The 23,241-nt window shown below is 42.5% G+C and carries 21 protein-coding genes; 14 read left to right on the plus strand and 7 right to left on the minus strand.

Annotation, left to right across the window (positions count from 1 at the left end):
- The first annotated feature begins 279 nt into the window (after window positions 1-279).
- Complete coding sequence (locus RMY31_RS20835) at window positions 280-1,020, plus strand: phosphopantetheine-binding protein (protein ID WP_322662517.1); 741 nt, start codon at window positions 280-282, stop codon at window positions 1,018-1,020.
- Between the two features lie 181 nt (window positions 1,021-1,201).
- Here the strand turns inward: RMY31_RS20835 and RMY31_RS20840 are convergent, their stop codons facing one another.
- The 3 genes from RMY31_RS20840 to RMY31_RS20850 all read right to left on the minus strand — a co-directional run bounded on the left by RMY31_RS20840 (window position 1,202) and on the right by RMY31_RS20850 (window position 3,645).
- Window positions 1,202-1,552, minus strand: a complete 351-nt coding sequence (locus tag RMY31_RS20840; RefSeq protein ID WP_015136553.1) for a DUF1257 domain-containing protein — start codon at window positions 1,550-1,552, stop codon at window positions 1,202-1,204.
- A 140-nt stretch (window positions 1,553-1,692) separates the two neighbouring features.
- On the minus strand, window positions 1,693-3,204 hold the full coding sequence (locus RMY31_RS20845) for an AAA family ATPase (protein WP_322662515.1): 1,512 nt from the start codon (window positions 3,202-3,204) through the stop codon (window positions 1,693-1,695).
- 93 nt (window positions 3,205-3,297) lie between these two features.
- The gene (locus tag RMY31_RS20850) at window positions 3,298-3,645 is read right to left on the minus strand and encodes a hypothetical protein (protein WP_322662513.1); all 348 of its coding nucleotides are present in this window, start codon (window positions 3,643-3,645) and stop codon (window positions 3,298-3,300) included.
- A gap of 233 nt (window positions 3,646-3,878) precedes the next feature.
- Between RMY31_RS20850 and RMY31_RS20855 the strand changes: the two genes are divergently transcribed.
- From RMY31_RS20855 to RMY31_RS20875, 5 genes are all read left to right on the plus strand, one after another.
- Entirely contained in the window at window positions 3,879-4,436 is a 558-nt protein-coding gene (locus tag RMY31_RS20855) for a hypothetical protein (RefSeq protein WP_322662511.1), read from the plus strand.
- A 134-nt stretch (window positions 4,437-4,570) separates the two neighbouring features.
- Window positions 4,571-5,725, plus strand: coding sequence for an NAD-dependent epimerase/dehydratase family protein (locus tag RMY31_RS20860; RefSeq protein ID WP_322662509.1), 1,155 nt, complete (start codon window positions 4,571-4,573; stop codon window positions 5,723-5,725).
- A 117-nt stretch (window positions 5,726-5,842) separates the two neighbouring features.
- Window positions 5,843-6,367, plus strand: coding sequence for a DUF4291 domain-containing protein (locus tag RMY31_RS20865; RefSeq protein ID WP_322662507.1), 525 nt, complete (start codon window positions 5,843-5,845; stop codon window positions 6,365-6,367).
- Window positions 6,368-6,493: 126 nt separating this feature from the next.
- A complete protein-coding gene (locus tag RMY31_RS20870) occupies window positions 6,494-7,630 on the plus strand; it encodes a glycosyltransferase family 1 protein (protein ID WP_322662505.1) in 1,137 nt (378 codons plus the stop codon).
- A 275-nt stretch (window positions 7,631-7,905) separates the two neighbouring features.
- Window positions 7,906-10,509 (plus strand): GAF domain-containing protein, encoded by a 2,604-nt coding sequence (locus RMY31_RS20875; protein WP_322662503.1) that lies wholly within the window; start codon window positions 7,906-7,908, stop codon window positions 10,507-10,509.
- Window positions 10,510-10,551: 42 nt separating this feature from the next.
- On the opposite strand, the gene RMY31_RS20880 is transcribed toward RMY31_RS20875, so the two are convergent.
- Entirely contained in the window at window positions 10,552-10,815 is a 264-nt protein-coding gene (locus RMY31_RS20880; RefSeq protein ID WP_322662501.1) for a hypothetical protein, read from the minus strand.
- A gap of 624 nt (window positions 10,816-11,439) precedes the next feature.
- On the opposite strand from RMY31_RS20880, the gene purC reads away from it, so the two are divergent.
- From purC to RMY31_RS20915, 7 genes are all read left to right on the plus strand, one after another.
- Entirely contained in the window at window positions 11,440-12,177 is a 738-nt protein-coding gene (gene purC / locus RMY31_RS20885; protein WP_322662500.1) for a phosphoribosylaminoimidazolesuccinocarboxamide synthase, read from the plus strand.
- A 91-nt stretch (window positions 12,178-12,268) separates the two neighbouring features.
- On the plus strand, window positions 12,269-14,656 hold the full coding sequence (locus tag RMY31_RS20890; protein ID WP_409878148.1) for a BamA/TamA family outer membrane protein: 2,388 nt from the start codon (window positions 12,269-12,271) through the stop codon (window positions 14,654-14,656).
- 112 nt (window positions 14,657-14,768) lie between these two features.
- Window positions 14,769-15,698 carry a UDP-3-O-acyl-N-acetylglucosamine deacetylase gene (gene lpxC, locus RMY31_RS20895; protein ID WP_322662496.1) on the plus strand — a complete coding sequence of 310 codons (930 nt, stop codon included), beginning with the start codon at window positions 14,769-14,771 and terminating at the stop codon, window positions 15,696-15,698.
- A 93-nt stretch (window positions 15,699-15,791) separates the two neighbouring features.
- Window positions 15,792-16,322 carry a 3-hydroxyacyl-ACP dehydratase FabZ gene (gene fabZ / locus RMY31_RS20900; RefSeq protein WP_322662494.1) on the plus strand — a complete coding sequence of 177 codons (531 nt, stop codon included), beginning with the start codon at window positions 15,792-15,794 and terminating at the stop codon, window positions 16,320-16,322.
- Window positions 16,323-16,591: 269 nt separating this feature from the next.
- Complete coding sequence (gene lpxA / locus RMY31_RS20905; protein WP_322662492.1) at window positions 16,592-17,410, plus strand: acyl-ACP--UDP-N-acetylglucosamine O-acyltransferase; 819 nt, start codon at window positions 16,592-16,594, stop codon at window positions 17,408-17,410.
- Between the two features lie 134 nt (window positions 17,411-17,544).
- Window positions 17,545-18,705: a lipid-A-disaccharide synthase gene (gene lpxB, locus RMY31_RS20910; RefSeq protein ID WP_322662490.1), complete on the plus strand. Its 1,161-nt coding sequence runs from the start codon at window positions 17,545-17,547 to the stop codon at window positions 18,703-18,705.
- Window positions 18,706-18,767: 62 nt separating this feature from the next.
- On the plus strand, window positions 18,768-20,036 hold the full coding sequence (locus RMY31_RS20915) for a DNA cytosine methyltransferase (protein ID WP_409878149.1): 1,269 nt from the start codon (window positions 18,768-18,770) through the stop codon (window positions 20,034-20,036).
- A 22-nt stretch (window positions 20,037-20,058) separates the two neighbouring features.
- Here RMY31_RS20915 and RMY31_RS20920 read toward each other — a convergent pair whose 3' ends face one another.
- The 3 genes from RMY31_RS20920 to RMY31_RS20930 form a co-directional block, all read right to left on the minus strand.
- Entirely contained in the window at window positions 20,059-21,024 is a 966-nt protein-coding gene (locus RMY31_RS20920; RefSeq protein ID WP_322662486.1) for an aldo/keto reductase, read from the minus strand.
- Window positions 21,025-21,163: 139 nt separating this feature from the next.
- Entirely contained in the window at window positions 21,164-21,349 is a 186-nt protein-coding gene (locus RMY31_RS20925) for a hypothetical protein (protein ID WP_409878151.1), read from the minus strand.
- Between the two features lie 76 nt (window positions 21,350-21,425).
- A complete protein-coding gene (locus tag RMY31_RS20930; protein ID WP_322662482.1) occupies window positions 21,426-21,944 on the minus strand; it encodes a hypothetical protein in 519 nt (172 codons plus the stop codon).
- A gap of 193 nt (window positions 21,945-22,137) precedes the next feature.
- Here RMY31_RS20930 and mnmH point away from each other — a divergent pair, with 193 nt between their 5' ends.
- The gene (gene mnmH / locus RMY31_RS20935) at window positions 22,138-23,205 is read left to right on the plus strand and encodes a tRNA 2-selenouridine(34) synthase MnmH (protein ID WP_322662479.1); all 1,068 of its coding nucleotides are present in this window, start codon (window positions 22,138-22,140) and stop codon (window positions 23,203-23,205) included.
- The last annotated feature ends 36 nt before the right edge of the window (window positions 23,206-23,241 follow it).

Raw genomic sequence — 23,241 nt, forward strand, 5'->3', positions numbered from 1 at the left:
AGATTCTGAAACTTTGATTGAGTCAAGCTTTGAGCCTTTATTTTCTAACAGTAACTAAAATTTATAGCCAAAACTTAGAAATTAAAGCCTCGAAAGGCTTTCAGCGATTGGGTTCTCCCAAAGTGATAAAAGAGGGTTAGATAACCCTAAAACTATTTGCGGTGACCCATTGCTACCTGGGTTTGTTTTAGATTTAAGTCAGATTTGGTAGGGAATGAATAAAAATGTACATGATAACTTAAAATTATTTCCAAATAATTACAGCAGTTTAAGCACACTATGCAACCCATAATAAATATTTTAGCTGATATCCAAAAAGCTATCAGTAATAGTAATAATGCAATTGTTAAGGCAACAGTACAGCAAAATCTAATTCAAGACCAATATACCAAAGCTAAGGCAGAATCTAAATCTGCACATGAAGATGCCTTAAAGGCCGCTTTTGAAAATGACCAGTACTCAGCAATGCAGGCTTTATTTCAGGAGGTAGTTCAAGAAAAATTTTCCAATTTACTCCAGTCTCAAATCAATCAACAAGTTGGAGTTCTTGAACTTTTAAATAATAACCTAGCAGTTTTGAATGAAATAAAGTTTAAATTGGAAAAATGCCTTGAATACAAAACAATTCAAGATGAAAATATCCAATCCTTAACTTCATCATCATTTAGTGAAAACAGTTGCCATAATTTAGAAGATCAAGAGATATTACCTGAAAATTTTATTGTTAAAAGACTAAAAAAAGTAATTTCGGAACAACAATCGATAGAAGTAGAAAATATAAGTCTAGATCGCTCTCTTGTACTAGGAGAATATTTTAGATTTTTTTTATCATCATCAAATAACTATGATCTTCCACCCAATGATTTAGGTTTGGATAACATAGATGGAATAGAATTATTAATAGCTATCGAAGAAGAGTTTGAGATCGAAATTTCTGATGCAGAAGCCGAAACCATACGGACAGTTCAAGAACTTGTTAAGTTCATTTCATTCAAACTAAATCAAACACAGACATTATAGGTTGGGTTTCGCTTTATCTTCCGGGTAGGAAGGGAGTGATTCTCCGTTTTGACCAAAGCCAAAATGAATCATAAACCATTAAAATAAGGACTGAGATTTCATCTCAGTCCCGATAAAAAAGCGGGCTAACCGCTAATTACTTGGTTAACCCGTGCAGCTTTGGGAACGCGCAGAGAAATTGCTATTGCAATACCAATTTGACATTGGCGTTTTGCAGACCACGCTGTTTTACTTCAGCCAAGGTCTTGTTAACAGCGTATTTTTGGTTGATGGAGTTGATCAACTCGGTTTGGTTATGCTTCTTAGCAACACCCCAGAGGTCAGCGATTAGGTCAAAAGAACCATCGCTGTTGCGAGACCAACCTAGATCGTATTCGCCTTCCAAAACAGCCACGATGTCAGAACGAACGCGCTGACCGTTATAACCACGTACATCAGCTTCAGTCTTAACGCTGATACCTAGGTCGCGCAGGGAAGCCTTGAGGATTTCAGCATCGGTGATTTTGGTACGCAGAGTGCTAAAGTGAGACATTTGGGTTTCCTCCAATGAGAAGATTGAGAAAAACGACAACGGTTATCTTCGGCGAAGCCGCGCTTACCATGATGCGGCTTTTTTCGTAACTGCTAGCATTTTCAGCTAGCCTTTCCCCTTGGGTTAGCAAAGGAAAGCTTTTAAAACTCCATTCGCTGATATTCAGCAACGGAGGATGCTGCGGGGCGTGCCCTCTGTCTGGCCCAATCTCTGAGGGCTGTTACCTGTTCTTGCATGGTACGAGACAGCGGCAGGGTCGCCTTAAGCGCAGCAATAATATCTAATTGGGTGAACTCGCGGTCTTGGGCAAATGCTTCGTACATTGCCGCAACGAGCGCTTGTTCAATTTCTGCCCCAGAAAACCCGTCGGACATCTTGGCTAGTTGCTCTAAGTCGAAGCGAGAGATGTCTTCACGGCGCTTGGTTAGGTGGATTTTGTAAATATCCTGCCGTTCTTCAGGTGTGGGCAGATCCACAAAGAAAATTTCATCAAAACGTCCTTTCCTCAAGAACTCTCCAGGTAAGCGTTCTACTCGGTTGGCGGTTGCCATCACAAACACTGGAGATTTCTTTTCTTGCATCCATGTGAGGAAAGAACCAAAGATTCTACTTGAGGTTCCTCCATCAGAATCGGATGAACCTGTGCTACCTGCAAAGGATTTATCCAATTCATCGATAAACAGAATCGCTGGGGAGATGGATTCTGCTGTTTTTAGAGCATTACGCAGATTAGCTTCACTTCGACCCACCATCGAGCCGTCGTAGACTCGCCCCATATCCAAGCGCAACAGTGGTAAACCCCACAGTCGTGATGTAGTTTTGGCGATCAACGATTTACCACAACCTGGAACTCCTAGAATTAGCATCCCCTTTGGTTGAGGCAAACCATACTCTCTAGCTCTTTCTGTAAAGGCATTGGAGCGTTGCTTGAGCCATTTTTTCAGCTCTTCTAAGCCACCTACAGCATCAATGGTTTCATCTTCTTCAATGTATTCTAAGATACCATTGCGCCGAATTAGCTGCTTTTTCTCGGATAAAACTATATCAACTTCTTCTTCTGTTAGCCGCCCTGTAGTTACCTGCGCCTTACGATATACTTTCTCAGCTTCATCTTTAGTTAAACCTAAAGCTGCTCGCAGAAGCTTTTCTCGTGCCTCTGTTGTTAGCCTCCGTCCCCGATTTTGCTCTATATGGTGAGTTAAAACTTTATTTAACTCTGACATATCTGGCAAGGTAAAGTCGAGAACTACAACTTCCTTTTCCAATTCAATGGGTACTTGCTGCATCGGTGACATCAAAATGATGTTCTTTTGCATACCTTTAAAACTGGCGATCGCATCACGTAAAGACCTTGCAGTCGCAGGAGCATCAATAAATGGATGTAAATCTTTAAGAATAAATATACCGGGTTCTCTCTGCCGAATTATCCACTCAATAGCTGCCTCTGGAGAAACAGTATTGTGTTGAGTCACATTCCGGGGCTGACCATACTCAACGATGCCGTGAGTTACTGTCCAAACAAATATACGGCGTTGGGGCTTTAATACTTGAGCGATTGTGGAAATCGCTTGCTCAGCCCGCTCTTCCTCGGAGGTCACAAGGTAGATTAGAGGGTATTGAGCTTGAATTAGGATATTGAGCTCTTCTTTCATACAATCGACCTACTTGAGACCTTATACAGTACAGACATCGTTTTGTTGGTAACGACAACCGAAAATTATGAACCACTCATTCATAATTCCTATCTAGCAAGGAACCAACTCTTCCTCACCCTTAGGATGGGTTTCATCTTTTTCCATTTCATCAATGGGAAGATGCTCCTGACCAATTACTCCCGGCTGATTACCTAAAGCAACTAGTTCCCCATCGCGCAAAACCAGCGAACTCTCACAATTTGGACAGGAATGAACTCGATGAGTTCGCCCAAACGAAGAAGCTTCCACTTCCTCTACTAATTCTGAATTAGCCAGGTAGAAGACGAGAGCGCGTTCAGCCAGATCCGACATTGGTTCAGAATCAACGGCTGAACGAATCTTCAGCTTTCTGTGCAGCTCTGGCGACAAATACAAAGTAACCTTTTGCTTAGCTTGCATATAACTCTTTGACGGCCTTACCCGGGTATGTATATTACGTTATCGGCTGTCTTTTTACTTGTCAAGACAGCAAAACGTTTTGACGGCTTTATTGTTACATAATTTTACAAAGCCGACTTTTGTTTTAGTGACATAGTCACCAAACTGAGTTATTTATAAAACGAATACTCGATTTGGTTCCAGATGAAATCAAATCGCAGTAGAGTGTCTCTAAACTGCTCATAGAATTAACTTTGGCAACAAATGCAGTTACATCCGCAACAGTGAAAACATGTGGTTTAGTGCAAAAAATTTATACCATTGCTCAAGGCGTTAGCGGAGCGCTCGTCTTACTGATGATTCTGTGGGGATGTTCTGCACCTGCTTTTAACTCCTCCAATCTGACATGGAAGATTTATAGTAATTCCCGTTATGGCTTTGAGTTTCCGTATCCCAGCAACTGGACTACTTTAACAGCACCAGAAAACGATGATGGCATTGCCTTTGTATCACCACAAAACAACTCTGTGGAAATTCGAGGATGGGCAGTTAATCGGCTACCAAGGTCTATGACCGAAGAAGGGGACTTTGAAAAAACGATGAATCTTAACTTTCAAACAGCCCAAGGAGTATATGGAGTGATGCTTGTAGAAGTTAGTGCCCAAGTAAGTTCAATGACACTGACACTAACTCAGGCTCAAGTCAAATATCACTGGCAGGGTCGAAGCCAGAGCCAGGAATTTCCAGATTATTACCGTTTGTTTTACTACATTGCCCAGCAGTATCGAATTCCCAGCAGAGGAGGGAGATGAGGAAGATAATACTACCTTATCTTCCCCTGCTCCTCTGCTCCTCCACCTTCTTGCAAGACTCTTCTTTCTTTTGATGGTTGAGAGAGTACACAAACCTGATAGATTTAGCTATCAGCGAGTAAAAACTGGTAAAGATGAAAGTCCTTGTTATTGGTGGCGATGGGTATTGCGGTTGGGCAACTGCACTTTACCTTTCCAATCGAGGTTATGAAGTTGGCATTCTAGATAGTTTGGTGCGGCGGCACTGGGACAATGAACTGGGTATCGAAACTCTGACTCCGATCGCACCAATTCAGCAACGCCTCCAGCGCTGGCAAGATTTAACAGGTAAATCTATCGATCTGTTTGTCGGCGACATTACTAACTATGAATTTCTCAAAAAGACCTTAGACCGATTTGAGCCAAACGCCATAGTGCATTTTGGCGAACAGCGTTCGGCCCCATTTTCCATGATTGACCGCGAACATGCAGTTCTAACGCAGGTGAACAACGTAGTTGGCACGCTGAACTTACTGTATGCCATGCGGGAAGATTTTCCAGATTGCCATTTAGTGAAACTGGGGACAATGGGTGAATACGGCACACCCAATATTGACATTGAAGAAGGATATATCACAATTGAACACAATGGGCGCAAAGATACCCTGCCTTATCCCAAGCAGCCCGGTTCAATGTATCACTTAAGTAAAGTCCACGATAGCCACAATATCCACTTTGCCTGCCGGATTTGGGGATTGCGGGCTACAGACTTAAACCAAGGTGTAGTTTACGGTGTCTTAACCGAAGAAACGGGAATGGACGAACTGTTGATTAATCGCCTTGATTACGATGGCATATTTGGCACAGCACTGAACCGTTTTTGTATTCAAGCAACGATCGCACACCCCCTAACCGTCTACGGTAAAGGTGGACAAACTCGCGGATTTTTAGATATCCGAGATACAGTGCGATGTGTAGAATTAGCGATCGCCAACCCAGCTCAACCAGGTGAATTCCGGGTATTTAACCAATTTACCGAACAATTCAGCGTTGGTGACTTAGCATTGATGGTGAAAAAAGCCGGGAACGCCATGGGATTGAATGTAGAAATTAATAATCTAGATAATCCCAGAGTTGAGAAAGAAGAACATTACTTTAACGCTAAAAACACCAAACTTCTGGATTTAGGTTTACAGCCCCACTATCTCTCTGATTCTCTACTCGATTCTCTGTTAAACTTTGCCATCAAGTATCAGAAACGAGTTGATAAAAAGCAAATTCTGCCTAAAGTCTCTTGGCATAGAAGTTAGGTTAAAACCAATTCTCAAAAAGAAAGCTACAGATTCAACCATGTGCAGACCCAGATTGAATCTGGCTTTCTTAAATTACGAATTACGAATTACGAATTATGAATTGGTAAACCTCGCGTGCAGCTGGTTACAGAACCCTATTTAACCCAAGTAAATCGCTGGCCTAAAACTGGTCGCCATATTCTAGCACAATATGACGACCAGTTAATTGTTGTTTATCAAGCGTATCGTCCAGCTATTGGTAACTTCGCCGCCAAACACGGTTATTTTGGTAGTGAGTTCAGTTTTGACCGCATGAGTTGGATCGAGACTAACTTCTTGTGGATGATGTATTGTTCCGGATGGGGTACAGAAACTGGGCAAGAGGTGGTGTTGGCTATTTGGATTAAACGTTTGGCTTTTGATGAAATTTTAGCTAAGGCTGTTCATTCCAGCTATGTTCCAGAACTTTATCCAGATAAAAGTGTATGGCAAAGAGAACTGAAACAATCACAAATTCGGCTGCAATGGGATCCCGACCATCACCCATCTGGAGTCAAATTAGAACGACGTGCTATTCAGTTGGGCTTACGCGGTCAATTTTTAGCTGCTTATGCCAGAGATTGGATTGCGAACATTGAGGACATTTTGGACTTCGTATAAAAGCAGCGGCAAAACATTAATTCTGACTGTGCGGAATTGATTACGCCACAGGAGACGGTTTACTCTGTGTTTGATAGCGAAACGCAAACAAAGCTGCAATTATCTGCCTGTACTGAATAGTTTTTTATGAGAATTGCCCTATTCACCGAAACCTTTTTGCCCAAGGTTGACGGCATTGTGACACGCTTACGCCATACTGTTGACCATCTACAGCGTCATGGAAATCAAGTGTTAGTGATTGCCCCTGATGGTGGTATCACCGAACACAAAGGAGCTAAAGTTTATGGTGTGTCTGGCTTTCCCCTACCATTGTATCCAGAGTTAAAAATGGCGCTACCCCGCCCTAGCATTGGTTATGCTCTAGAAGAATTTCAGCCAGATATTATTCATGTCGTGAACCCAGCAGTTTTAGGATTGTCTGGGATTTTTTATAGCAAGGTTCTCAAGATTCCCTTAGTAGCGTCTTACCATACGCATTTGCCTCAGTATCTCCAGCATTACGGTTTAGGAATGCTAGAGGGAGTTCTCTGGGAATTACTCAAAGGCGCTCATAATCAAGCAGCATTGAATCTTTGTACCTCTACAGCGATGATGGAGGAATTAACGGCACACGGCATTGAACGAGTGTATGTATGGCAACGCGGGGTGGATACAGAATTATTTCATCCTGAATTAGCTAGTATTGAGATGCGATCGCATCTTTCCCAAAACCATCCAGAAAGCCCCTTGCTGCTCTATGTTGGCCGTCTTTCTGCCGAAAAAGAAATTGAGCGCATCAAACCGATTTTAGAGGCAATTCCGCAAGCCCGATTAGCATTGGTAGGCGATGGTCCCCACCGCCAAGCCTTGGAAAAACACTTTGCTGACACAAACACACATTTTGTCGGCTATCTGATTGGACAAGAGTTAGGTTCTGCCTTTGCTAGCGCTGACGCTTTTATATTTCCTTCCCGGACAGAGACACTAGGTTTAGTACTGCTAGAAGCCATGGCAGCTGGTTGTCCAGTGGTAGCAGCCCGTTCTGGCGGGATTCCTGATATTGTGACAGAAGGTGTAAACGGATATCTTTTTGAGCCAAAAGCAGATATTCAAGATGCTATAGCTGCTACTGTCCGCCTCTTAGAGCAGAAACAAGAACGAGAAATTATTCGTCAAAATGCCCGTAAGGAAGCAGAAAGTTGGGGATGGGCAGCTGCCACAAGTCAACTTCAAGATTATTATCAAAAAATACTGTTTTCAGAAAAACTGGTAAAAGCAGTTTAAATAGGGTTTTGACTTCTGGGAATCTGTCATATCGCCTCTAGTTAAAAACTCATCGTTTGGACTGAGGCGGTGAATAGAGAGATTTTCTTAAAGAAGTCATAATCAAAAAGATACTATAAACCCGGTTTCTTTAAGAAACTGGGTTTTTCAAACTCAGCACATCGACTTTCACGAATTTTTATGTGAGAATTCTATCCCCAATTCTTGAAAATCGTAATTATCATAGCAAGATAAATCTAAATTTTACAATCTAAAATCTAAAATCTAAAATTTCCATGACTCTTCCCAATCCTGGTAGCGTCTTGGCTACATTAACTGAACTTACTCAAGTTAATCGCACCCACGCTTTGTTGCGTCGTGTCAAAGACCTTTCTGTTAACGAATTTGTTTGCTTACTTGACTTTATTACTGCTGAGTTCCAGCAATTTCTCAGAGCGATTGAGCTAATCAATAATGAAACTCTAGAAACAATGTTAGAGCAAGTTCTAGAGGCAATTACACTCAAAATCGGACAAATTCTCCAAGCAGAACACACAGCAATTTTTTTAGTAGATTATGATAAAGGTCAGCTGTGGTCAAAAGTGCCCCAAGATAATACACAAAAATTTTTAGAAATTCGTATTCCTATTACAGTTGGTATTCCCGGTCATGTTGCCAGTACAGCTCAACATTTAAACATATCTGAAACCTCTATTCATCCGCTTTTCAGCCCCGAACTAGAAAAGCAAATGGGTTACACAATTCGCAACCTTTTATGTATGCCTGTTGTGAGTAGCAAAAATCAGACAGTTGCAGTAGTGCAACTAGCAAATAAAACTGGAAATACTCCGTTTAACTATGATGATGAAGAACGTTTTCGGGACTTTGCCTCTTCTATTGGAATTATTCTAGAAAGCTGTCAATCTTTCTATGTAGCAGCTCGCAATCAACGGGGTGCAGCGGCTCTGTTGCGGGCAACCCAGACGCTGGGGCAAAGTTTAGATTTAGAAGCAACTTTGCAAATAGTCATGGAGCAAGCCCGAATTTTAATGCAAGCAGACCGCAGTACGCTGTTTTTGTATCGTAAAGAAATGGGCGAACTCTGGACAAAAGTAGCAGCAGCAGATGGTACAAACATGATGGAAATCAGAATGCCAGCCAACCGTGGTATTGCTGGCTATGTAGCTTCTACAGGTGAAGCGCTGAATATTCCTGATGCTTATAAAGACCCCCGTTTTGACCCGACTACAGATAGAAGGACTGGGTATTTAACCCGCAATATATTATGTTTACCAGTGTTTAATTCCGCAAATGAATTAATTGGCGTAACACAGTTAATTAATAAGCATCAAGGTAGTTTTACTGCCTCTGATGAAGAGTTTATGCGAGCTTTTAATATTCAAGCAGGCATTGCTTTAGAAAATGCTCGTTTGTTTGAAAATGTACTGCTAGAAAAACAGTATCAAAAAGACATCTTGCAAAGTTTGTCAGATGCAGTAATTTCTACAGATATGGCAGGACGAATTGTCACAATTAATGATGCGGCCTTAGCGTTACTAGGCTGTCCTTTGGTTGAGGTTAATATCAAAAGTAACAAGCTTTTATGGGAACAAAATTTAATAGGTCGTTTAGTTTGGGAAGTTGTACCGATTGAAAATTTACAAATGCGTTTGGAGGATAGTTTAACAACTGGGGCAAAGCATTATGTACCAGAACAAAATTTGACGGTAGGACTGTACCAAGTCAAGAGTGAGGAGTTAAAAGTTAGGAGTGAAGACTTATTTCCCTCATGTCCCTTAATCAGCAATCAGCACTTAATTCTGGCGGTACGATCTCGCACTAATCCAGATATTTTTATTCCCTGGAACTTATCTTTGACTCCCCAATCTGAGTTTCTCACTTCTAGTCAGGTGCAAAAACTAGAACGCAGTATCAATCTGACTGTTAATCCCTTAACAAACCCAGAAGGTGGAGTGCGGGGTGGTTTGGTGGTTTTGGAAGACATTAGCCAGGAAAAGCGGATGAAAAATACCATGTACCGCTACCTAACTCCCCATGTTGCCGAGCAAGTTATGGTACTGGGTGACGACGCTTTATTGGTGGGCGAGCGCAAGGAAGTTACTATTTTATTTTCTGATATCCGAGGTTACACGACACTTACGGAGAATCTTGGTGCGGCTGAGGTAGTATCACTGCTGAATCAATATTTTGAAACGATGGTAGAGGCAGTTTTTAACTATGAAGGGACGCTGGATAAGTTTATAGGTGATGCCTTAATGGCAGTGTTTGGCGCGCCCTTACCACTAACAGAAAATCATGCTTGGAGGGCGGTGCAGTCAGCCCTGGATATGCGGCAACGTTTGGAGGAATTTAACCAACGGCGAATTATCCAGGCACAGCCTCAAATCCAAATAGGTATTGGCATTAGTTCTGGGGAAGTGGTTTCAGGCAATATTGGTTCGCACAAGCGCATGGATTATACCGTTATCGGGGATGGTGTAAATTTAAGTTCCCGCTTGGAAGGAGTTACCAAGGAATACGGTTGCGATATTATTTTGAGTGAGTTTACTCACCAGCTTTGCAGCGATTTAATTTGGGTGCGTCAGTTGGATAAAATTCGGGTTAAGGGTAAACATCAGGCGGTGAATATCTATGAGTTAATTAGCGATCGCACTACTCCCCTAAATACCATCACTCAAGAGTTTTTATACCATTACCATGCTGGACGTACTGCTTATTTATCTCAAAACTTCCGCCAAGCGATCGCCTGTTTTGAAGCTGCTAAACAGATTCGACCTACAGACCAAGCTGTTAACATTCACCTCGAACGCGCTCATAATTACCAACAAACACCACCTCCAGATTCTTGGGATGGTGTTTGGACAGTAATAACGAAATAGTCAACTGAAGTAGGAAGTATAAAATTTAATCCTGCATCTCGATCAACTTTCAGCGTCTCCACCTCCTGCCTGAAAAGGATTTTCACCAATTTTTAATTCTTTTTTCGAGTTTTTCAACTGTTTCCACAAAGCCTTTATTTGTTCGTAAGCTTCATCTGGAGATATTTTCCCACCTGTTTCTAAGTTACACACGTAACTGACTCGTTGAGCAAATTCTTGTAGATTCGCATTAAATACCAAGTTCTCTGGCTTTACTTGACCGTAATAGCGACCACGAGGATAGAGAAAATCATCTTTATTTACCATTTTTTCTCCACTTATTCAATTTCCTTACTATTTTTATATCTAAAGCTAAACCACTAACCACTCTCATCTCTGTTTTGTCAGACTATGAGAAACTAAATCATTGATACCCTTTTCAAAAAAGGTTGTCCAGGAATTGGTTCATTCTGAACTTTGAGAACAGAAGATAAATTGTGAAATGCTCTGATGGCAAGCAAACCGTACAAAATACTTCTACAGTAAGCTTCACAAACAAATTTTTCTAAAACTGACAAGATACAAAGGTTGACTCTCCTTGTTAATTGCCAGTTATTTCATCACTTATGAAATAAAGTTACATTGTAATTAACTTTACTTCAACTAAAACTGCCAATTATTGAGGATTATATACCTTTTATCAAAAAATACAGTTTTATAAAGTAATATTTATTACAATTTAATCTAAAATCTACTTAAAAAGACCATAACACATTCAAAAAACGATTGTCTTCTATCATGAGTTAGATGTTAATTGTAATTTTTTTGTCGCTGTGTACTGAGAGGTAATGGCTGGCTAAACCCTAATGGCTAATCTTCAATAACTAAAGATAAAATGGTTAAGCCCGAAAAGACAAAAGCTGTCCATCGCCTAAAACCTAACTTCCCACCATGTCTGTTCATTCTAAGTTATACGAAGGCAAAGCAAAAATTCTTTATACCACAGACGATCCGGAAGTCTTGTTGGCTGATTTTAAAGACGATGCCACTGCCTTTAACGCCCAAAAGCGCGGTACTATTCTCGGCAAGGGACAAATCAATTGTAGCATTTCCAGCCAGCTATTTAAACAATTGGAAGCACACGGTATCAAAACTCACTTTATTGACAGCCCGTCCCCAAATCAAATGCGAGTCAGGTCAGTCAAGATTTTGCCATTAGAAGTAGTTGTGAGAAATATTGCTGCTGGTAGTCTGTGTCAGCAGACAGGCTTACCAGTGGGTACAGTTTTGAAACAGCCTTTGGTAGAGTTTTATTACAAAAACGACCAATTGGGCGATCCGCTGTTAACACGCGATCGCCTGCTGTTAATGGAACTAGCCACTCCGGAACAAGTGGATGCAATTACCAATCTTGCATTGCAAATCAACCAATTTCTCAGTGGATTTTGGCAGCAGTGCGGCATTACCCTAGTAGACTTCAAACTAGAATTTGGTTTGGACTCACAACAGCAGTTGCTCTTGGCAGATGAAATTAGTCCCGACACTTGCCGTTTGTGGAACACAGCAGAAGCAGACCCTAACCGCCGGGTAATGGATAAAGACCGCTTCCGCCGAGACCTAGGGAATGTAGAAGATGCTTATCAGGAGGTTTTACAACGAGTGCTTCAAGCAGTAGAAAGTAAAAATTAACTGGGCAAAATAAATTAAACTCGTGTGAATCGTCTTTTGTTAACTGACTAGTTTGTGATGGTGTGTGGATGTGAAGAGGAATGTAAAGAAAATGCGTTTATCTCCAGTATTGGTGGCAGCTGTAGCAATTGCAGCGCCCTTAGGCGGCTCGCTGAGTGCAAATGCACAAACCGCCGACAGTCTAAAACAGACAGCAGAAGTTTTTACAGCCGCGACAAATCAGCAGCCAGAAAAGAATACAAGTCAAGATTTGGCTAATGAGATTCCAAAATCTCTATCTAACTCAACAAAAGTCAAAGTACTGGAGGATACTCAGTTCAAAGTTGTGGGAGTTTTCCCAGCTAAGTCAGTAACAGCAACATCAGCGGAAATAGTACCAACTTTCACAACCCCGACAACTGCACAAAATCCTGGGACAATCCTCAACCCTCCAACTTCCACTCCAGAAACTTTACCCCCAGCCACTGAGCAACAACCGGCTTCTCCAACACCTGAAACCCCAAACCCTGCAATTCAACAACAGCCCAATTCCACTCCACAGATTTCACCCCCAGCAACTGGGCAACCAACGCCTTCCCCATCTCCTGGCACTATTCCTGGTCAGCAGTCTCCAAACGCGACCCCAGAAACTGAAGAACCCCGTGTGCTGGTGTCGGAAGTAGTAGTCAAACCTCAGACAGGGCCACTACCACCAGAACTGGAGAACCAAGTTTACCAAGTAATTCGTACTCAACCAGGACGGACAACAACCCGCTCCCAACTACAAGAAGATATTAATGCCATATTTGGTACTGGCTTCTTCTCCAACGTCCAGGCAGTACCAGAAGATACGCCCTTGGGAGTGCGAGTCAGCTTCATTGTGCAGCCCAACCCCGTCCTGACGAAAGTGCAAGTGCAAGCTAATCCTGGCACTGGTGTTGCTTCCGTACTCCCTGCCACAACCACAGATGAAGTTTTCCGCGAACAGTATGGTAAGATACTCAACTTGCGCGACTTGCAGGAAGGTATCAAGCAGTTAACCAAGCGGTATCAAGACCAAGGTTACGTGCTAGCAAACGTGATTGGAGCGCCGCAAGTCTCTGAAAACGGAGTTGTCACCTTACAAGTAGCAGAAGGGGTAGTAGAAAACGTTAAAGTCCGGTTCCGCAATAAAGAAGGTCAAGAAACAGACGAAAAAGGGCAACCAATTCGGGGTCGCACACAAGAGTATGTGATTAAACGAGAATTGGAGTTGAAGCCAGGACAAGTATTCAACCGCAACACAGTGCAAAAAGACCTACAGCGGGTATATGGACTAGGATTGTTTGAAGATGTGAATGTCTCCCTCGATCCTGGTACTGACCCCAGTAAGGTGGATGTGGTTGTGAATGTGGCCGAACGTAGCAGTGGTTCGATCGCCGCTGGCGCTGGGATTAGTTCTGCCAGTGGACTGTTTGGTACAGTGAGCTATCAGCAGCAAAACCTGAATGGTAGAAACCAAAAACTAGGGGCAGAGTTACAGGTAGGACAGCGGGAACTACTTTTTGACCTGCGATTTACCGACCCCTGGATTGCGGGCGACCCCTATCGGACTTCTTACACAACCAATATTTTCCGCCGCAGTTCCGTTTCGTTGATTTTTGATGGTACAGATGAGGATATTAGAACCTATCAAGTAGGGCAAACAGATGATGGCGATCGCCCCCGTGTTTTACGTTTAGGTGGCGGTGTCACCTTTACCCGCCCTCTTTCCGGTAATCCTTACGAAAGATCGGAATGGACAGCTTCAGCAGGTTTGCAGTATCAAAGAGTTTCCACCCGTGATGCCGATGGCAACATCAGAAAAGAAGGAGCGGTTCTCGATGAGGCTGGAAATATCGTTAGGGGAGAACCAATTGACCTGAGCTTCTCTGGGGAAGGTGAAGACGATTTACTGCTATTCCAATTAGGGGCACAGCGCGATCGCCGCAATAATCCCTTACAACCCACCAACGGTTCTTATCTCCGCTTCGGCATCGATCAGTCAGTACCCATAGGAACAGGTAGCATTTTACTTACCAGATTACGAGGTAGCTACAGCCAATATTTACCTGTTAACTTTATTAGTCTCGCCAAAGGGCCACAAACCCTAGCATTTAACTTGCAAGGAGGAACTATCCTTGGTGACTTGCCTCCTTACGAAGCATTTACCCTTGGTGGTAGCAACTCTGTTCGGGGTTATGAAGAAGGTGCATTAAGTACTGGACGCAGTTATGTGCAAGCATCTGTTGAGTATCGCTTCCCAGTTTTTTCCGTGGTCAGTGGCGCACTATTTTTTGATGTTGGTAGCGATCTGGGAACCAGTACTGAAGCAGCCCGATTATTGGATAAAAACGGAACCGGCTACGGCTATGGTCTGGGTGTGCGCGTACAGTCACCATTAGGGCCAATTCGCATTGACTATGGTCTCAGCGATGACGGTGATAGTCGCATTAACTTTGGTATTGGTGAAAGGTTTTAAGTAGTCATTAGTCAGTAGCAAATGACTACTGACTAATGACCATTGACTAATCAGGGGCTTTGCCAAAACTTCACATGAATGATACAAATCTAAATATATTTACTTTTCGCTTATGCAACAGCACACCATAGCAGCGGAAATCGCCGCAGCTGGAGTGGGACTGCATAGCGGTGTAAGTACTCGTGTACGGATACTACCAGCTGAGGCAGGAAGCGGACGCTACTTTGTACGAGTGGATTTACCGGATTTACCGATAATTCCAGCCCAAGTTGCAGCAGTAAACCACACTGTTCTTTCAACTCAGTTAGGTAAAGGTGAGGCATGTGTTCGCACAGTAGAACATTTATTAGCAGCGCTAGTGGGTATGGGTGTGGATAACGCCCGCATTGAAATTGATGGCCCTGAAGTACCACTTTTAGATGGTTCGGCAGCAGTGTGGACGACCAGCATTGCCCAAGTTGGTTTAGTCTCACAATCAGTCGCTAACAACCAAGTCCCTTTGGCTGTTAAAGAGCCAATATGGATCTATCAGGGCGATGCCTTTGGTTGTGCCCTCCCAGCACCGGAAACCCGCTTTAGTTACGGTATCGACTTCGATCTGCCCGCTATTGGTAACCAATGGCACAGTTGGTCACCTCCTACTGATTTAGGAATAGCTTCTGCTAGCTTTGCTGCGGAAATTGCTCCTGCACGTACTTTTGGTTTACTGCATCAAATTGAACACTTACAAAAAACGGGATTAATCAAAGGTGGCAGTTTAGATAATGCACTCGTTTGTGGTCCTGAAGGTTGGCTAAATCCACCATTAAGATTTGCAAATGAGCCAGTTCGTCATAAAATCTTGGATTTAGTAGGAGATTTGAGTTTATTAGGAACTTTTCCTCATGCTCATTTTTTAGCGTACAAAGCCAGCCACAATTTACACATTCAACTGGCTCAGAAAATTTTAGATTTAGCGGAAAGTTGCTATAGCGAAGCGTTAGCGAGTCCTCGAGCCTTGGAGAGTTTCCCTGTGCAGCAAACTTTCCAAGAAGGATTTTAGATTTTGGATTTGGATTTAATTTAAAATCCAAGATGATTAAAGGTTTCAGCGTACAACTACTTTAAATCCCAAATTCAAAAAACCACACTGCCCATGTCAATCCTCACCGAAGTCAATACTACAGACACTACATTACCTACATCTACCGAACAACAGTCTACTAATGAGACTAAAACCACATCTGAGATTAAAACTACTTTCACATCTGAAGAAATCCAGCAACTGCTACCTCACCGCTACCCATTTTTACTTGTAGACAAAATAATTGACTATGTGCCAGGGAAACTAGCTATAGGCGTTAAAAACGTCACTGTCAACGAACCTCAGTTCCAAGGACATTTCCCAGGACGACCACTGATGCCAGGAGTGCTGATTGTAGAAGCGATGGCACAGGTCGGGGGTATTGTTTTGAAGCAACTGCCTGGATTTGAAGACGGACTGTTTGTTTTTGCTGGTATCGATAAAGTCCGCTTCCGTCGACAAGTAGTACCAGGAGATCAACTAGTGATGACGGTGGAACTGTTAACGGTAAAACAACGTCGTTTCGGTAAGATGCAAGCCCGTGCCGAGGTTGACGGTCAGCTCGCTGCCGAAGGCGAATTGATGTTTTCTTTGATTAACTAAAAATTTGCCTTTTAAGTGTGGGTACAGCCGTGATGTGCCCTTACTTAATCCTGAACCAGGATAGCAGTAAAAAAATAATCCATAATAGCATTTTAAAATTTCTTGATTTTTGACTCCCTCTCTTACGAGACGCTACGCGAACACACTGAACTTGCTTTGCCCGACACTTTCGGCCACTGAATACTTACACACTTAGCAACGCCAGTCGCATTAACTTTGGCAATCAAAGCACAGCGCTGGCTCTCAAAGACAGTTCTGGAGATTCACCCTTGAAGACGCTTATTCATCCAACTGCTGTAATTCATCCTAAGTCGGAACTCCACCCAACAGTGGAAGTCGGTGCCTATGCTGTGATTGGAGCGCATGTCAAAGTCGGGCCTGAAACAATCATTGGCCCTCATGTAGTGCTGGAAGGGCCTTGTGAAATTGGAGCGCGAAATCAGTTTTTCCCAGGTGCAGCTATCGGTATGGAACCCCAGGATCTCAAGTTTGTGGGAGAACCTACTTGGGTCAAAATTGGCGACAACAACTTGATTCGTGAGTACGTCACCATTAACCGCGCCACTGGTGCAGGTGAAGCAACGGTGATTGGCAACAATAATTTGCTGATGGCTTATGTGCATGTAGCTCACAACTGCGTAATTGAAGACTCTGTGGTCATTGCTAACTCTGTGGCGTTGGCAGGTCATGTCCATATAGAATCACGGGCAAGGTTAAGTGGAGTTTTAGGTGTCCATCAATTTGTGCATATCGGTGGGATGGCAATGGTGGGTGGCTTGGCACGTATTGACCGCGATGTGCCACCTTACATGCTGGTAGAGGGAAATCCAGCACGAGTGCGAACCCTCAATCTTGTGGGACTCAAACGTTCTGGCATGAACTCAACCGACCTACAAATCCTCAAAAAAGCCTTCCGCATTCTTTACCGCTCTGGCTTAACCTTTAAGGATGCCTTAGAACAGTTGGAACAACTAGGAGAAACCGAACAACTGCAACATCTACGTCGCTTCCTGCTACTTTCTCAGATGCCAGGAAGGCGTGGATTGATTCCTGGAAAAAAAGGTAAACCAAGCCTGAACGATGAGTAGGGAGTGGGGGAGATAAGGATGAGGAGGATAAGGGGGGACGTGGGGATGGGGGATAAGGAAAATAACTAATAACTCTCCTGAGTTCTGAATTCTGACTCCTGCCTCCTAATTTCTATTAATTACTAAGTTAACAAATGCGGATATTTATCAGCACTGGCGAGGTGTCTGGCGATTTGCAAGGGTCGCTGCTAATTACGGCTATGAAGCGTCAAGCTGCTGCTAGTTTGCAATTAGAGATTGTGGCTCTGGGCGGCGAGAAGATGGCAGAATCAGGGGCAACCATTCTAGGCAATACCAGTGGTATTGGCTCGATGGGTTTGATAGAATCCCTGCCTTATATTTTGCCTACTCTCCAGGTGCAACGCCAAGCGATCGCCTACCTCAAGCAAAATCCCCCTGACTTAGTAGTGCTGATTGACTATATGGGACCAAATATCGGCATTGGTACTTACATGCAAAAGCACCTGCCACAAGTGCCTGTAGTGTATTACATTGCACCCCAAGAGTGGGTGTGGTCAATGAGTTTGCGTAATACTTCCCGAATTGTCGGTTTCACAGACAAACTCTTAGCAATCTTTCCAGAGGAAGCACGTTATTTTCGCGCTAACGGCGCAAATGTGAGTTGGGTAGGGCATCCTCTCATAGACAGAATGCAAAGCGCTCCTAGTCGCCTCGAAGCCCGCGCTAAATTGGGTATTGAACCGAAACAGATAGCGATCGCTCTTTTACCCGCCTCTCGCCGCCAAGAATTAAAATATCTTTTACCAGTAATTTTTCAAGCTGCCCAAACTATTCAAGCGAAATTACCTAAAGTTCATTTTTGGATTCCTCTGTCTCTAGAAATTTACAGACAGCCAATTGAAGAGGCTATTAGACGTTACGGTCTGCGGGCTACAGTCGTATCAGGTCAACAAAAAGAAGTATTTGCCGCTGCTGATTTTGCCATTACCAAATCTGGCACCGTTAATTTAGAACTTGCTCTATTAAATGTGCCGCAAGTTGTAGTCTATCGCTTGAATCCCGTTACTGTTTGGATTGCCCGAAAAATTCTTAAAGGTTCCATACCTTTCGCTTCACCAACTAATTTAGTAGTGATGAAGCCGATTGTGCCAGAGTTGTTACAAGAGCAGGCAACACCAGAGAATATTACCCAAGCAGCAATGGAATTACTAATCAATCCTGAGCGCAGACAGCGAACTTTGGCAGATTATGCCCAAATGCGATGCTGTTTGGGAGAAGTAGGGGTATGCGATCGCGCGGCTCAAGAAATTTTGCAAATGCTAAATAAAGGGTAAAGGATGAAGTATGAAGTATGAAAGTATAAAATTTCAGCCTTCACCCTTCACACTTTTTGGTCATGGCTCATGAGATGATAAAGCAACGGCCGATCGCAGTTGACCTGTTTGCAGGTGCAGGTGGCATGACCCTTGGCTTTGAACAAGCTGGCTTTGATGTGCTGGCATCTGTGGAAATCGACCCCATTCACTGTGCCACACACGAGTTTAACTTTCCTTTTTGCTCTGTGTTATGCAAAAGCGTTGTAGATACAACAGGGGAAGAAATTCGCAATAGGTCGGAAATAGGCGATCGCGAAATTGATGTTGTTATTTGTGGTTCACCCTGCCAAGGATTTTCATTAATAGGCAAACGAGCTTTTGATGATCCGCGAAATTCCCTGGTGTTTCACTTTCATCGACTGGTTTTAGAGCTAAAACCGAAATTTTTTGTCATGGAAAATGTTCGAGGCATAACTGTCGGCGAACACAAAAAAATTCTTCAAACCTTGATTAGCGAGTTTCAAAATAAAGGCTATCAAGTTGAAGAAAAATACCAAGTTCTCAACGCTGCTCATTATGGAGTGCCACAGTCACGGGAGCGTTTATTTTTAATTGGCGCAAGAGAGGATGCAGAGTTACCAAAATATCCCCAACCAATTACCCAAACAGCAAAGCCAAATGATTCCGCACGCCAAGATTCATTTGCACTTCCAATTGGACCGACAGTGCGGGACGCAATTGGAGATTTACCAGAAGCAGAACAATACTTAGAGTTACTACAAAGAGACTGGGTCGTAGCGGAGTATGGCAAACCTAGTAATTACACTCAGATTCTTCGCAGTATCAGCACTTTAGCGGATGATTATTCCTACCAACGTGAATTTGATTCTCGAATTCTCTCCTCAAGTTTGAGAACAAAACACTCACCGACGACTATTGAACGCTTTGCTGCTACGACTCAAGGAGAAAGAGAGCCAATTAGTCGTTTCCATAAATTGCACCCTGCTGGCGTATGCAACACCCTGCGAGCAGGCACAGACCAGTATAAAGGTTCTTTTACTTCTCCACGACCGATTCATCCATTTACACCCCGCTGCATCACAGTCAGAGAAGCAGCAAGACTACATTCTTACCCAGACTGGTTTAGATTTCATGTCACCAAATGGCATGGATTCCGGCAAGTCGGTAACTCTGTACCACCACTACTAGCAAAAGCTGTAGCAGCAGAGATTCTTCGTATTTTGAATGTCTCAGCTTTCAAGCCTAGTTTCCGGCAGCAGTTGGGAGATGAAAAGCTACTACAACTAAATATGTCACAAGCAGCACAACGTTACTATAGGGATTATTAAGTGTAATATCTGCAAGGTTTCACTAAGTCCAAGCACGGAAAAATGTACTATCTTCCCAAATATCAGCAGTCTGTTGAGCGATCGCAGTCAATTCTTTCTCATTCAGAGGCTGAAAAACACGCGCTATCTTGACATTATCTTCTAATTGTGTGATGGTTTCAGCGGCAATTACACAACAATCAACTCCAGGCTGAGACAGCGCATATCCCAAAGCTTGCTGCATACCTGCTAACCCACCAGGCTTAAACAGTCGTCCGTAAGCCGGGACTTTCATCGCAATTACACCGATATTTTTTTCTTGCGCTACTGGTAGAACTACTGGGATGAACAGACGAGGATGGTGTTTGTCCGCAGCATTCACAGGAATCAGCGTCGTGTGGAAAGGATAGCGACGCAATCCTTCAGCAATCACTGAAGGATCGTGATGTCCGGTAATACCTGCGAACCGCACAAGTTTCTGCTGGATTGCTTCTTCTAAAGCTTTGATAGCACCAGATTTACTAAATATGGTGTCGAGTTCTTGAGCAAAAGAAACGTGATGTAACTGCCACAAATCGAGATAATCTGTATTGAGACGTTTAAGCGATCGCTCCAATTCTCGCCATGCACCGTCTCGATCTCTTTTATCGGTCTTACTGGTTAAAAACAGCTTTGAGCGATGGGGTGGTAAAACTTTACCTAAATAATCTTCACTTGGGCCATAACTAGCCGCAGTATCAAAGTAACGGATGCCAAGTTCCAGCGCTTTTTGAATAATTGCCTCAGCTTCACGCTCTTTTCCTTGCCAGGATAGCGGTGTTTGTCCCGCTCCTCCCAAGCCGAAGATAGGTACTTTTACTCCCGTGCGTCCTAGCGATCGCTCTGGCATACTTGTTAGTGGTGTAGCGGTGTTAGCAGCATTTTTTTGCAAAGCAGTTGTTGCTACAATACTGCCAGTGACAGCAACACTGGTCATTAAGAAATTACGCCGTGTCTGTCTTTCTGTCATGATTGGCTTCAGCTAAATCGCTTCTCTTATGTTAGCTAAGGAAAATTAATTTGAGACAGTAAAACTACTGGTAGACTAGGTACACTCTGAAAGCGGCGATCGTTGCTTAGAAAGGTAGAACATTTACCTTGAACAGCATTTAAAATTCCCATACATCCCGTTCTTGGCGAATAAATTTATCAACTTCTTCTGGTGTGGTAAAACTGCCTTTAGCAGATCCGATAAAGCTAGTTAAAGACTTTTCAGACTGCTGTGGAAGTGACTCCAGAAGTATTATCACTTCTACAGTGGCACCAGTTGGAAGTTCTGGAGAACAAATTTTCACTACACCACGGCAAAATTTATCAGTCTTGTAAACAAAGTTAGGATAAGTCAAACTTTATCCACAAAATATTCAAAAACTAGCGTTCCTTTGTAATAACAGAGCTACCATTACTAACACTTACTTTTTGAATAAAAGTATCAGAAAAGTATGCAAAAATATCCTTTGTCATTTTATTAGCAATACTTTCAAAATTTTGGGTTGTTAATCCAGATGTTGTATCACCACTTAAAGTAATAGAAACAGTTAGGAGATGAGGAGTTGAATCATCTTCATCATCTACTACTTCTAATTTAGTTTCTGCTATACCTAAAGTAAATTCTTCACACCAAGCTGGAGACTGTTCACCCGTTTGCTGCCAAGAAACTTTCACTCTTTTGATAGATGCAGCATCTAAACTAGTTATTCCTTTGTGAACAAATGTAACTAAGGCTTGCTGATTTGGTATTTGGACAGATTCCAGCATTACCTGTAAGCAAGTGTTTTTCAGGATAACTGTAGCAGTGATACCCTTGGGTTGTAAGTGGCGATTCATCAAACAGGCGATCGCTTCTGTATCTCCCTGTTTAGCAAGTTCTAAAATATGCGGCTGTATCATAACCATTACCAAAGCAAAGCTGAGAAAATAGTCTTTTATCCTAGGATTCCCCATTCACAGCTGGAACTAACATTTTGAGAATTTTCTAGGCATATTTTCAAAATTTTCTGAGATTTATTGAAATTCACCACATCAGAGAACTTCAGAATTCAAGTGACAACATTGTCAAAATTGAAACCTTTAGTTAACCGTCATGCCAGCTTTACTTACATACACTCAACAGCCTTGGACAGGAACTTATAGTGAAATAATTGATGTGCGATCGCCTAGTGAATTTGCCGAAGATCGTATTCCCGGCGCGATTAATTTACCAGTCCTAAATGATGCTGAACGCGCTGAGGTAGGAACTATTTATAAACAAGTTTCCCCCTTCACTGCACGGAAATTAGGTGCTGCTTTAGTATCAAAAAATATCTCCCAGCATCTGAGTCAACACTTTGCAGCTAAAGATAAAGACTACTATCCTTTAATTTATTGCTGGCGGGGTGGACAGCGTTCCAATAGCATGGCTTTGGTGCTGACGCAAATTGGTTGGCGCGTGACGTTACTCGAAGGTGGTTATAAAACTTATCGTGCTTATGTACAGCAACAATTAGAAAGTTTACCAGAACAATTTACCTACCAAGTGTTGTGTGGTCTGACTGGTAGTGGTAAAACTTATATTTTAGATAAGATGCGTCAGTATGGCGCTCAAGTTTTAAATTTAGAAAATTTGGCTAACCATCGCGGTTCTTTACTAGGTGAAGAATGGCAAGGAAAACTTTCGCCTCAACCCTCACAAAAATATTTTGAAACCCTGCTACTAGAACAATTGGAAAAGTTTAATTTTAATCAGCCAGTGTGGGTAGAATCAGAAAGTCAAAAAATTGGACAAGTTTATTTACCTCAGTCTTTGTGGAGAAAGATGAAACAAGGTAACTGCATAGAAATTCAACTACCGATAGCTGCTAGAGTCCAGTTTCTCTTAAAATCATATCCGCATCTAGTCAATCATCCCGATATTTTAAAAAATAAGTTGAACAAACTTAAATCTCGCTGTGGAGGAGAAAAACTCAGCCAGTGGTACAAATTAATTGATGCTGGTAAATGGAATTTATTTGTGCAAGATATTTTACAGTTTCACTACGATCCCATTTATAGCCAGTCGATGAAACGTTTCTTTCTGGAAGCAGAAAAAGTATTATCTATCTCAGATTTATTAGATAGTACTATTGATAATTTAATAAAATCGTTACTATTAAATAATTTAGCAGTTCACTGAGTAAGTAAACAATTGATATTAGTCATATTTCTTCTT

The organism is Dendronalium sp. ChiSLP03b (genome assembly GCF_034531165.2).
Lineage (GTDB): Bacteria > Cyanobacteriota > Cyanobacteriia > Cyanobacteriales > Nostocaceae > Dendronalium > Dendronalium minutum.